This window comes from Paenibacillus dokdonensis (assembly GCF_004916975.1).
Lineage (GTDB): Bacteria > Bacillota > Bacilli > Paenibacillales > Paenibacillaceae > Paenibacillus_AQ > Paenibacillus_AQ dokdonensis.
The window spans coordinates 20,041-31,024 of the sequence record NZ_STGQ01000003.1 but is presented as its reverse complement, the minus strand read 5'-3'; the positions used below and the strand labels follow the sequence as shown (position 1 = coordinate 31,024).

Below are 10,984 nucleotides of genomic sequence, written 5' to 3'. Positions count from 1 at the left end.
CTGGACAAATAAATTCAGAAGGTGAAATGGTAAATGGGAGATCAATTTGAAGCCTCTGCGTACCTGCACACATATACAGAAGCTGTAGACTGGATTAACGGGCTGATTCCTTTCGGGATCCGCCCCGGTATGTCAAGAATTGAAAAGATGATGGAGATGCTTAATAACCCTCATCGGCGCCTTAAATTCATTCATATTGCAGGAACGAACGGCAAAGGCTCTACCTGTGCGTATTTGACTCGGGTTCTCTTGCAAAGCGGCTATTCGGTGGGAACATTCACGTCCCCCTTTATCACCAAATTCACGAACCGTTTTCAATATAACGGTGAGGATATTCCCGAGGAAACCCTTTTGGCGTTTGCGAATCGTCTATATCCGATTGTGGAGGAGATCGCAGCAACCGAGCTGGGTTCGCCCACCATGTTCGAGGTTTCGACGGCTCTCGCGATTTTGTATTATGCGGAGGAATGCGTGCCGGATATTGTCGTATGGGAGACGGGACTTGGGGGAAGGCTGGATGTAACAAATATTGTATTTCCGGTGATTTCGGTCATTACCAATGTGGGCATGGACCATACCGATGTACTCGGCGATACCGTAGAGCAGATTGCTTTCGAAAAAGCGGGCATTATTAAATCGGGCGTGCCTGTGGTCAGCTGCGTGGAGCAGCCGGGAGTTGTTGAAGTACTGCGGACAAAAGCGGAGGAATGCCGGACAACACTGTATTTGGCAGGCGAAAAATTCAGCTATGAATATACGGGTGAACAGGGTCCGTATCAAACCTTTCATTTCAAGGGGCCATTTCGTGAATATGATGTTGAAATCGGCATGAAGGGTGTGCACCAGGTTGCCAATGCGGCCGGAGCGCTAATGGCTTTGGAGATTTTGCGTCAGTACATGGCTTTTGTTATGGATGAAGAGGATATTTTAAAAGGATTCCGCGAAACGGTGTGGGCAGGGCGGATGGAAGAAGTATCCTCTGCGCCCCGCATCGTCCTGGATGGAGCCCATAATCCGGAGGGTGCGGAATCCTTACGGAAGAGCATTGAAAGGCACTATCCGCATGAACGTTTAATTTTGATGATGGGAATGCTGTCGAATAAGCATCATGAATCCTATTTGAAGCATATACTTCCTATAGTGGATACGCTTATCCTGACCGAGCCGGACTTCCGGAAAAAAATGGACGCTGCAGCGCTGCATGAACTTGCGGAGGGGCTAATGCATTCCTATGGCAAACCAGGTTTGCAGATCATCGTAGAACCGGATTGGAAAAACGCGCTAGAACTACTTAAGTCACGGACAGAAGCGGAGGATTTGGCGGTGGTATCCGGCACGCTTTATTTAATATCGGATGTGCGGGCCGCTCTGCTGGGTCAGACCGATTCTGAAAAAGGTTGGTGAAAATCTGTTGAATTCTGAACATGTTCATTTTATCGGTATTGGTGGCTACGGGATGAGCGCCATTGCTAGGGTTATGCTGGAAATGGGATATAAGGTCACGGGTTCGGATGTGGCTTCCCAGGAATTAACGGAAAAATTGGCTGCCAAAGGTGCCAAAATTTATATCGGACATACGGCAGAGCAGGTACACGGAGCAGATTTGGTTGTGTATTCGACGGCTTTGTCCCAAGACAATGTGGAGAGAGTGGAAGCGGAACAGCTTAACATTCCGATTCTGCATCGATCACAGATGCTTGCAAGACTGCTGAATGAGCGCAAAGGCGTAGCGGTTGCTGGCGCTCACGGCAAGACAACCACATCCTCCATGGTCGCTTTGGTGATGGAAGAATGCGGCGTTGACCCGACCTACATTATCGGTGGGGAAATTATGAATGTGGGAACGAACGCGAAGGCCGGTAAAGGAGACTTTGTCGTTGCCGAAGCGGATGAAAGCGATGGCTCGTTCCTGCAGTATCATCCATGGCTGGGTATTGTGACCAATATCGAAGCCGACCATCTGGAAAACTATGACGGGGACTTTGAGAAGCTGAAGAAAGCTTATGTTCAGTTTTTGAATCAAATCCGTGAAGACGGAACGGCTGTGGTTTGCGGGGATGATGTCAACATTCAGGCCATTATTCCAGGCATTCGCTGTCAGGTAGCCACTTACGGCATTGATACGGACGCGGAATATACAGCAACCGATATGGTGCTTGGCGACCGGCATGTATCCTTTACCATGAATCATAAAGGCCAATCTCTCGGAAAAGTGGAATTGTCGGTACCGGGACGCCATAACGTTTACAATGCGATGGCCACTGTCATTTCCTGCCTGAAAGCAGGTATTCCGTTTGAGCAAATCGTTGAGGGAATCTCCAAGTTTCATGGTGCCAAGCGCCGCTTCCAGGTGCTGGGCGAGAAAAACGATATTCTCATCATCGATGATTATGCACATCATCCAACGGAGATCGAAGCGACGATCAGTGCTGCTAAGGCGACCGGTAAAAAGATCATTGCCGTGTTCCAGCCGCAGCGTTACTCGCGCACTTTTTTCCTGCTGGATGCCTTTAGTAGAGCATTTAGTGAGGCAGACGAAGTGATTATCACCGATATTTATTCGCCTGCAGGAGAAAAGCAGATTGAAGGCGTGCATTCTTCCAAGCTGGTTGAATTAATCGTACAGAACAGTAATGCCGGAGCCAGATATCTTCCGACGAAGGAAGATGTGCTGTCTGATTTGAAGCAGAGAATACAGCCGGGGACGCTTGTGATTACAATGGGCGCCGGTGATATATGGAAAGTTGGTTACGAGCTGGCGAAGGAGCTATAGGCCTTTTTAGGGCTGCTGCTTACATAGCTGAGAGACTGCCTCATCCGCTGATTACCGCGGATCGGGGCAGTCTCTTTTTTTGTATTCTAAGGTTGACTTTCTTTTATGCAGCATATCTTCGGACAATCTGTCATATATACTTTGTAATGAGACAAGGGTGAGGTGTATGACATTGAACAAAGCGAGAATGACTTTCCGCTTTAATGAGGAAAGCTCCCATAAGCTTAAAGTTGTGCAGGAGGAACAGAAAGCCGCCAAGCATACATCTGAAGAGAAGATGTCCATTCAGGATATACCGGGACTGGAGCATTCTGATAGCAGCCATGCCCCGCGGCGTGAACATACAGAGGAATCAGTTCAAAAAAATCGGAAATCTCTGACTGTGATCCCGGGTCCTATGCAGGGCTGGACGGATCCTTTTCACAAAGATGATCCCTGGAGCGAGATGCTGTCAGGCGAACAGCCCTATCAGGTTGAAGAGGGGTTTAACCGAAATGATGGGTATGATCTTGATCCATATGACACCGGAGTATCGGATCATAAGGATGAATGGAGGGACCTTGCAGACTCGGTATATCCGGAACTGGGCGATGCATCTTATCGTCCGAGACGACCAGCCTCTCTGTGGAAGGTAATCGGTACCGTCACGGGTGCGATTGTGACTGGAGCCCTGTTCGGATTTGTGGTGCTGTCCTTCTTCAAGGACGGTTCCGAGGGCTCTATAATCCCAGTGAAGCCAAGTACGGAAAGTGTGTCTCAGGCGCAGACAGAAACGGGTAAAGCGGCTCCCGTGGCTGTAAAGGTGCAGGGGCAATCGTATTATATGCTACAATACGGGGTGTTCAGCAGTAAGGAACGAGTGGAGCAGGCTCAAAAAGAGCTTCAGCAGTATGGTATTGCTGCAGGTACGGATTCTGAACAGGAAAACCGCGTGTATGCAGGCATGTCGACGGACCGTGAACAGGCCAAGCTCCTCAGTAATCAGTTGAAAGCTCAAGGTCTGGAGTTGTATGTCAAAGAAATCACGCTGCCTGCGGCCAGTACGATGGAATTTGGTGGGGAAGCAGATATTGTTAATCAATATTTTGCTGTGAGCTCTGAACTTGTGTCGAATCTTAGTCAGCTATCGGCGGCACTGCTCGGCCAAGAAAGCCCAGCTGCTCTGAATGCCGAGAACACCGCCGCTCTGACTGACCTGCACAGCCGCTGGATGGAGGCGATGAAATCGCTCCAAACCGGACTTGGAACAGGCGAGGAAGAACTCGGCAGACAAATGGAGCAAACCATGAATAGCGCGGTATCAGCAATTACGGAATACAATCGGAACCGTTCCAAAGGACATTTATGGGAAGTGCAGTCCAGCATGATGCAGTATATCTCGGAGCAGAAGGAATTGATCTCAAAACTGGAAAAAGCATAGTCCTATAAAATGAACTGTAGGTAAGCATATACCGGAGTTCAATTCATATAACAAAGCGGGTCCGGTATGGAACTGGAAATAGTTCCCCATACCGGATTTGTGTTTGTATTGATGTCCAAATAACCGTATAATAAATTGGGTGTCAAAATATGGCGAGGGAAGAGAAGGATGAAAAAGAACGTAGGAATACTGCTCTTGTTTTTGCTGCTTGGCTGGCTGGCTGGTGCTTGGATCGCAAAGGCCCTGGAACCTGTACAAGCCCTTTCTTTTCTGACTGCATCAACACTGATTAAGTGGTCACCGCAAGCTAATTTAGACATTATCAGCTACGACATCACCATTCAAATGAATTTGAGCCTGCTAAGTTTGATCGGCATCATTGTCTCCGTGTGGCTGTATCGCAGGCTGTAACTACAGAGTCAAAGGAGATCCTTTCATTGAAATCAAACCATTCACGCCGTATCGTACTGGCATCGACCTCACCCAGAAGGCAGGAGCTGGTTGCTTCTCTACATATACCGTACGAGATCCATCCCAGCCATGCGGATGAACATACTCCAGACGACTGGACTCCCCAGCAGATTGTTGAAGGTTTGGCGCTGCGCAAAGCGCAAGCTGTATACTCTCTTATTGCGGATCCGGAGAAAAATGCCGTTATTATTGGCAGTGACACCATCGTTGTTCTGGGGAATCAGGTTCTTGGAAAACCCGTGGATGATAGAGACGCCTTTCGGATGCTGAATTCTCTGCAGGGTAACACCCATCATGTATACACGGGAATTGCATGTATTGATGCGGCCAATGGTCAAACGCTTGTGCGTCATCGATCAACCAAGGTAACCATGAAGGAGCTTTCGGATTCGAAAATAGATGCTTACGTAAAAAGCGGCGAGCCCGGCGACAAAGCTGGCGCATATGGTATTCAAGGACTTGGCGCCACTTTGGTGGAACGGATTGAGGGCTGTTATTTTACCGTCGTTGGATTGCCTGTTTCGTTACTTTCCGACATGTTGTCGGAATTTGGGATAGACATCCTCTGAGCGTGGATGAGATTTGAGTGAAGGGAAAGTAGGGGAACTATGGAGCCGCAAACGTATATGCTGCGCGACATCCCCCATCAGGAAAGACCCAGAGAACGCATGCTGCAGTATGGGGCGGGCGCCTTGAGCCACGCTGAATTGTTGGCTATTTTACTTCGGACGGGTACACAGCGGGAATCCGCCGTGCATCTGGCCCAGCGCATTTTGAAGCAGGTCGGCAGTATGCGCCAGCTTGTGGATATGAGCATTGAGGAATTAATGGCCATTAAAGGCATCGGCAGTGCCAAAGCCGTTCAACTCAAAGCTGGAATCGAGCTTGGGCAGCGGCTTGTCCGTACCCGAATGGATGAGCCGGTGATTATCCGCAGTCCGCGAGATGCGGCCGAAGTACTTATGGAACAGCTGCGTTATCTGCAAAAAGAACATTTTGTTTGTTTATTTCTAAATACGAAAAATCACATTATTGCTCAAGAGACGCTTTCGATTGGCAGTCTGAACGCCTCCATCGTACATCCGCGCGAGGTGTTTCGTGCAGCCATCAAGTGCAGCAGTGCATCGCTTGTCTGCGCACATAACCATCCGAGTGGAGATCCCACGCCAAGTCCAGAAGATATTTCCCTTACTTCCCGTTTGAAGGAAGCAGGAGAAATTGTGGGCATAGAGGTGCTGGATCATCTGATTATCGGTGACGGGGAATTCGTCAGTTTGAAGGAGCAAGGCTTGATGTAATATAATAGTTGAGATTGACGAAGAAAGGGAGATTACAGCATGTTAGGAAGTTTCACGAAAGACTTGGGAATTGATTTGGGGACAGCAAACACGCTTGTCTATGTCCGTGGAAAAGGAATTGTTGTTAGAGAACCTTCTGTTGTTGCGATCCGTACGGATACGAAAACCATTGAGGCTGTAGGTGAGTCCGCCAAGAAAATGATCGGACGTACGCCGGGCAACATCCGTGCCATCCGTCCGATGAAGGACGGCGTTATTGCTGACTTCGACACGACGGCAACAATGATTAAATATTTTATCCGTCAGGCACAGAAGCAGCGTTCGATGTTTCAACGCCATCCGAATGTAATGGTATGTGTACCTTCCGGTATTACGGCCGTTGAACAGCGCGCAGTTGAAGATGCAACCAAACAGGCTGGTGCACGTGAAGCCTATACTATCGAAGAACCATTCGCAGCAGCCATTGGTGCTGATTTGCCGGTATGGGAACCTACAGGCAGTATGGTGGTAGATATCGGTGGCGGTACAACAGAAGTTGCCGTTATTTCTCTTGGAGGAATTGTAACCAGCCGCTCCGTTCGGGTAGCCGGTGATGAAATGGATGAATCGATCATTCAATACATCAAACGCCAGTATAACCTGATGATTGGTGAAAGAACCTCGGAATCGCTTAAAATGGAGATTGGCTCCGCACTTCCTTTGGAACAGGTGGAGACCAGTGAAATTCGCGGTCGTGACCTGGTGACAGGATTGCCAAAGACCATTACGATCACATCTGATGAAATCAGTGAAGCACTTTCTGACACCGTTAATGCCATTGTGGAAGCTGTAAAGGTTACGTTGGAGAAATGTCCACCGGAACTGGCGGCAGATATTATGGACCGTGGTATCGTACTTACAGGCGGCGGAGCTCTGCTGCGCAATCTGGACAAGCTGCTTGCCGAAGAAACAGGCATGCCTGTCATTGTGGCTGAGAATCCACTTGACTGTGTTGCAATCGGTACAGGTAAGGCGCTTGAGAACATTCATCTGTTTAAATCCCGCAGCAGCTCGGCCGTACGCTCCAAACGCTAAGGCTGATATATTGTGGGTCAACCCCTGATAATGGGAGAGAAATCAGTAGAGTTAGAGGGTGTTGAAACTGTTTAAGCTGCTTGGCAACAAACGCTTATTTGTGATTTTAATAGCCCTTGTCATGTTTATCGCGCTGATGGGTTTCACGCTCGGTCCCAGGGCAACACTATCCTGGCCCGAGAAGTTTCTCAGAGACACTGTCGGCTTTGCCCAGAATATATTTTATAAGCCCGCTGGCTATGTAGCGGGCTTGTTTAAAGATATCGGCAATATGCGCGAGACATACAAGGAAAATGAGAAGCTGAAAGTTGCGTTGGCTCAGTATACACGTGAAAAGGCCAATTATAATTTCATGGAAGAAGAAAATAAGTCGCTCAAGGAGTCACTTCACTTCACGAAAGCCCAAATGGAGAAGTTCGATTACAGCTATCATATTGCGCAGGTCATCAGTGTGAATTCGGACACCGTGAACCGTTCTCTGGTGATCGACCTTGGTGAACGTGATGGTGTTAAGGTCGGCCAGTCGGTGATTTCTATTAAAGGACTTGTGGGTGTAATCAGTCATGTCAGCAATTTTACATCTACAGTAAAGCTGATTACGACGATGGATGCGAAGGACCCGAACTCCAACGGAATTGCAGCGACATCGATGAATAATCATCAGACCTTTGGTATTATAGAGAGCTATGACGATGCAACCCAGATGCTCTTAATGACCCAAATCAAGCAAACAGACCCGATTAAAAAGGACGACATGATCGTGTCATTAGGGGATACGGATAAGTATCCACGCGGTTTGATTATCGGCAAGGTGAAAAGTGTTCAGGAGAGCAAATTCGGTAAAACGAAGACAGCAACGATTGAGCCTGAGGCGGAATTCCAGGACTGGAAGCAGCTGTTCGTCGTCTTTACTCCGGAGGTTCAGCAGTAATGATGGTGCGCAAGCAAGTTCTAGTCCTGCTGCTGTTCCTTCTGTTTATTATTGAAGGGACAATCATTCCATGGCTGCTGCCCGTCTCCTGGCAAAATGTCATCATGCCGAATCTGGTTTTTATCGTTTTGTTATTTGTATCCGTATATCATCATCGACATACAGCACTCGTTCTCGGCATTATATTCGGTATGCTCCATGATGTTGTTTTTTATGGGGAAATGATCGGCACTTATTCCCTGGTGATGGGATTTTCCACTTATATCATGGGCTTTATCTTTCGTGCTCCCCGGGCTCCCATGCCGCTGATGATGACGGTGGTCATTCTGGGAAGCCTGCTATTTGATAGCATGCTGTTTGCCATTTACCGGGTGTTTTCGTTAACGCAGGTCTCCTATGACTGGAATCTCCTGCATCATATCTTACCCGATCTCGTTGTCCATTTTGTGTTCGGGCTTATAATCTATGTTCCTCTCCGTAAGCAGCTTGAAAAGATTGCAAGACGGGAGAAAAAAGAGAAGGCGGCGTAATCTCACCGCCATTTTTCTTTTCCAGCAGGAACTTCGCCATCCGAAGACGAAATGTAATGAGATAGGGGGGACAGGCATGGCAGTGAAATCGAATCATGTCACGATCAAGGGCATCAAAGATGGCCTGGTATTCCTGCTTGACGATGAATGTGAATATGATGAACTGTTGAGTGAGCTTCGGTACAAATTGGAGCACAGCCATCAAAATATTTTGACCGGCCCCATTATTCATGTGGATGTAAAGATGGGTTCAAGGCGCATTACGGAAGATCAGAAGCAAAACATGCTCGATATTTTAAAACAAAAGGGGAATTTGCTCATCCGCTCTGTCGAATTTCCTGAATCGGAGCCGGAGCAGGCTCCCGTCTATGCGATTATGAGTGGTATGGTGCGCTCCGGACAAGTGCTGCGCCATAATGGAGATTTGCTTTTTTTGGGAGACGTGAACCCGGGAGGCAGCATTCTATGCACGGGTGACATTTATATACTGGGTGCTCTGCGGGGGATGGTGCATGCAGGGTTTGAAGGCAATGAAGAAGCCATTATCGCTGCATCCCATTTTGCCCCGACACAGCTTCGGATTGCAGAACAAATAAGCCGTCCGCCCGATGAATGGGAAACGCGTGAAACCAGTATGGAATTTGCATTTTTGCAGAATGGAGCCATGCAAATCGACAAGATCAGCAACATTGTAAGGATACGGCGTGATTTTAACGTGTTTAAAGGGGTGTAGCACATGGGAGAGGCTATTGTCGTTACTTCCGGTAAAGGCGGAGTTGGGAAAACCACCACATCGGCGAATATCGGGACTGCGCTTGCGCTGCTTGGCAAGAAGGTCTGTCTGGTGGATACGGACATTGGCCTGCGCAATTTGGATGTGGTCATGGGTCTGGAAAATCGGATCATCTACGATTTATGTGATGTTGCGGAAGGACGCTGCCGTTTGAATCAGGCGCTTGTAAAAGACAAACGTTTCGATGAGCTGTATATGCTGCCGGCCGCCCAGACGAAGGATAAAAACGCCGTGTCGCCAGAGCAGGTCAGAGACATTATACTTGAACTGAAAAAAGAGTATGAGTATGTAATTATCGACTGCCCGGCCGGGATCGAGCAAGGATTCAAGAATGCCATCGCCGGCGCGGACAAGGCTATTGTCGTGACAACGCCTGAAAATGCGGCTGTTCGTGATGCCGACCGGATTATCGGTCTACTGGAAAGCTCCTCCGTGGAATCTCCGAAGCTGGTCGTTAATCGTATCCGTCCGAATATGGTGAAAACGGGGGATATGCTGGATATTGAAGATGTGCTCCAGGTTCTGAATATTGATCTGATCGGTATCGTACCTGACGACGAGTATGTTATTAAAGCCGCAAACAGCGGAGAGCCAACGGTGATGAATCCCGACTCGCGGGCAGCCATCGCATACCGCAATATTGCCCGTCGTATCCTGGGAGATACGGTGCCTCTGATGCATTTGGATCAGAAGAAGGGCATGTTCTCGAAATTCAAAAAGCTATTTGGCATGGGTTGACCTAAATGCCCGAAGCCGCTGCGATCTAGCAGCGGCTTTTTTAGATTGTAGAATTATAAGTTTTCAGTGGACCTGTATAATAGGGCTTCAAATCAGGTTAAGTTACATCATACAGAAAATTTTTGTCCGGCACAGCCGTAAACGCCGTTACTCATCTCAGACTGACAAAGGAGTGATCCGGAATGCTTGGAATACTTGCATCCATTTTTATTATTCAAATTGTATATGTCTCTTTTTTTACACTGCGTATGATCTTGACGTTGAAAGGTCAGAAGTATCTGGCTGCGGTTCTCAGCATGTTTGAAATAACCATATATGTACTCGGTCTCAGTATCGTCCTTAAATATGTGAATCAGCCGATCAGCCTTGTGGTTTATGCCGTCGGCTATGGGTTAGGGGTTTTGGTTGGTTCTTGGATTGAGGGGCGGATCGCGCTTGGATACATCACTATGAAGGTTATTCTAAATGATCCGGAGAGTGGTATGGCCAATGTTTTGCGCGATAATGGATATGGGGTTACCTCATGGATTGGGAGTGGCCGAGATGGTCATCGACTGGTGTTCGAGGTTTTGGCGAAGCGTAAAAATCAGAAAAAGCTGTACAACATGATTCTCGAGCTGGATCCAAAGGCCTTTATCGTTGTCACAGAGCCGGTCCAGCTTCATGGAGGATTTTGGACCCGCGGAACTAAAAAATAATATTTGTGTTTCATCCCTAGGCAAAATGGGTAAATGTATAAAACATATTATTGCAGGTATACAGTCCTAGGCTAAAAGGGTTTGTTGCCTGCATACGCATTTTGCATATTATCCATTTGGGCTAGGAGAAGCAGCTGAAGGCTTCCAAAAGGGCTGCAGCATGATTTCTCCTAGATATACAAGAACGGGGTGTTTGCGCATGAGAGCGCATACTTACTTGTATATGAACATGGGCTTACAGGCTTGGAATGTTTCGGA

General features: G+C 47.9%; 12 protein-coding genes. All 12 read left to right on the top strand.

From position 1 onward, the window contains the following. The first annotated feature begins 33 nt into the window (after positions 1-33). The 12 genes from E6W40_RS24580 (at position 34) to E6W40_RS24525 (ending at position 10,726) form a co-directional block, all read left to right on the top strand. Positions 34-1,404 (top strand): bifunctional folylpolyglutamate synthase/dihydrofolate synthase, encoded by a 1,371-nt coding sequence (locus tag E6W40_RS24580; protein ID WP_136608272.1) that lies wholly within the window; start codon positions 34-36, stop codon positions 1,402-1,404. A gap of 4 nt (positions 1,405-1,408) precedes the next feature. Further along, positions 1,409-2,773, top strand: a complete 1,365-nt coding sequence (gene murC, locus E6W40_RS24575) for a UDP-N-acetylmuramate--L-alanine ligase (protein ID WP_136608885.1) — start codon at positions 1,409-1,411, stop codon at positions 2,771-2,773. A 166-nt stretch (positions 2,774-2,939) separates the two neighbouring features. Continuing rightward, complete coding sequence (locus tag E6W40_RS24570) at positions 2,940-4,193, top strand: SPOR domain-containing protein (RefSeq protein WP_136608271.1); 1,254 nt, start codon at positions 2,940-2,942, stop codon at positions 4,191-4,193. A gap of 168 nt (positions 4,194-4,361) precedes the next feature. Next, entirely contained in the window at positions 4,362-4,604 is a 243-nt protein-coding gene (locus E6W40_RS24565) for a DUF4321 domain-containing protein (protein WP_136608270.1), read from the top strand. A 26-nt stretch (positions 4,605-4,630) separates the two neighbouring features. Beyond that, positions 4,631-5,233 carry a Maf family protein gene (locus tag E6W40_RS24560; RefSeq protein WP_136608269.1) on the top strand — a complete coding sequence of 201 codons (603 nt, stop codon included), beginning with the start codon at positions 4,631-4,633 and terminating at the stop codon, positions 5,231-5,233. A 39-nt stretch (positions 5,234-5,272) separates the two neighbouring features. Next, positions 5,273-5,962, top strand: coding sequence for a RadC family protein (gene radC / locus E6W40_RS24555; protein ID WP_136608268.1), 690 nt, complete (start codon positions 5,273-5,275; stop codon positions 5,960-5,962). 39 nt (positions 5,963-6,001) lie between these two features. Next, the gene (locus tag E6W40_RS24550; RefSeq protein WP_136608267.1) at positions 6,002-7,036 is read left to right on the top strand and encodes a rod shape-determining protein; all 1,035 of its coding nucleotides are present in this window, start codon (positions 6,002-6,004) and stop codon (positions 7,034-7,036) included. Between the two features lie 58 nt (positions 7,037-7,094). Then, the gene (mreC, locus tag E6W40_RS24545) at positions 7,095-7,967 is read left to right on the top strand and encodes a rod shape-determining protein MreC (protein WP_136608266.1); all 873 of its coding nucleotides are present in this window, start codon (positions 7,095-7,097) and stop codon (positions 7,965-7,967) included. Beyond that, the gene (mreD, locus tag E6W40_RS24540; protein WP_136608265.1) at positions 7,967-8,497 is read left to right on the top strand and encodes a rod shape-determining protein MreD; all 531 of its coding nucleotides are present in this window, start codon (positions 7,967-7,969) and stop codon (positions 8,495-8,497) included. Before mreC ends, mreD begins: the two co-directional genes overlap by 1 nt. Positions 8,498-8,573: 76 nt before the next feature. Then, positions 8,574-9,230 (top strand): septum site-determining protein MinC, encoded by a 657-nt coding sequence (gene minC / locus E6W40_RS24535; protein ID WP_136608264.1) that lies wholly within the window; start codon positions 8,574-8,576, stop codon positions 9,228-9,230. Between the two features lie 3 nt (positions 9,231-9,233). Then, positions 9,234-10,028, top strand: coding sequence for a septum site-determining protein MinD (gene minD, locus E6W40_RS24530; RefSeq protein WP_136608263.1), 795 nt, complete (start codon positions 9,234-9,236; stop codon positions 10,026-10,028). A gap of 182 nt (positions 10,029-10,210) precedes the next feature. Next, on the top strand, positions 10,211-10,726 hold the full coding sequence (locus tag E6W40_RS24525) for a DUF2179 domain-containing protein (RefSeq protein ID WP_136608262.1): 516 nt from the start codon (positions 10,211-10,213) through the stop codon (positions 10,724-10,726). The last annotated feature ends 258 nt before the right edge of the window (positions 10,727-10,984 follow it).

Coding starts and splice junctions, on each gene's coding strand:
- E6W40_RS24580 (WP_136608272.1), top strand. CDS start 34: ATGGGAGATCAATTTGAAGCCTCTGCGTACCTGCACACATATACAGAA.
- E6W40_RS24570 (WP_136608271.1), top strand. CDS start 2,940: ATGACATTGAACAAAGCGAGAATGACTTTCCGCTTTAATGAGGAAAGC.
- E6W40_RS24565 (WP_136608270.1), top strand. CDS start 4,362: ATGAAAAAGAACGTAGGAATACTGCTCTTGTTTTTGCTGCTTGGCTGG.
- radC (WP_136608268.1), top strand. CDS start 5,273: ATGGAGCCGCAAACGTATATGCTGCGCGACATCCCCCATCAGGAAAGA.
- E6W40_RS24550 (WP_136608267.1), top strand. CDS start 6,002: ATGTTAGGAAGTTTCACGAAAGACTTGGGAATTGATTTGGGGACAGCA.
- mreD (WP_136608265.1), top strand. CDS start 7,967: ATGATGGTGCGCAAGCAAGTTCTAGTCCTGCTGCTGTTCCTTCTGTTT.
- minC (WP_136608264.1), top strand. CDS start 8,574: ATGGCAGTGAAATCGAATCATGTCACGATCAAGGGCATCAAAGATGGC.
- minD (WP_136608263.1), top strand. CDS start 9,234: ATGGGAGAGGCTATTGTCGTTACTTCCGGTAAAGGCGGAGTTGGGAAA.
- E6W40_RS24525 (WP_136608262.1), top strand. CDS start 10,211: ATGCTTGGAATACTTGCATCCATTTTTATTATTCAAATTGTATATGTC.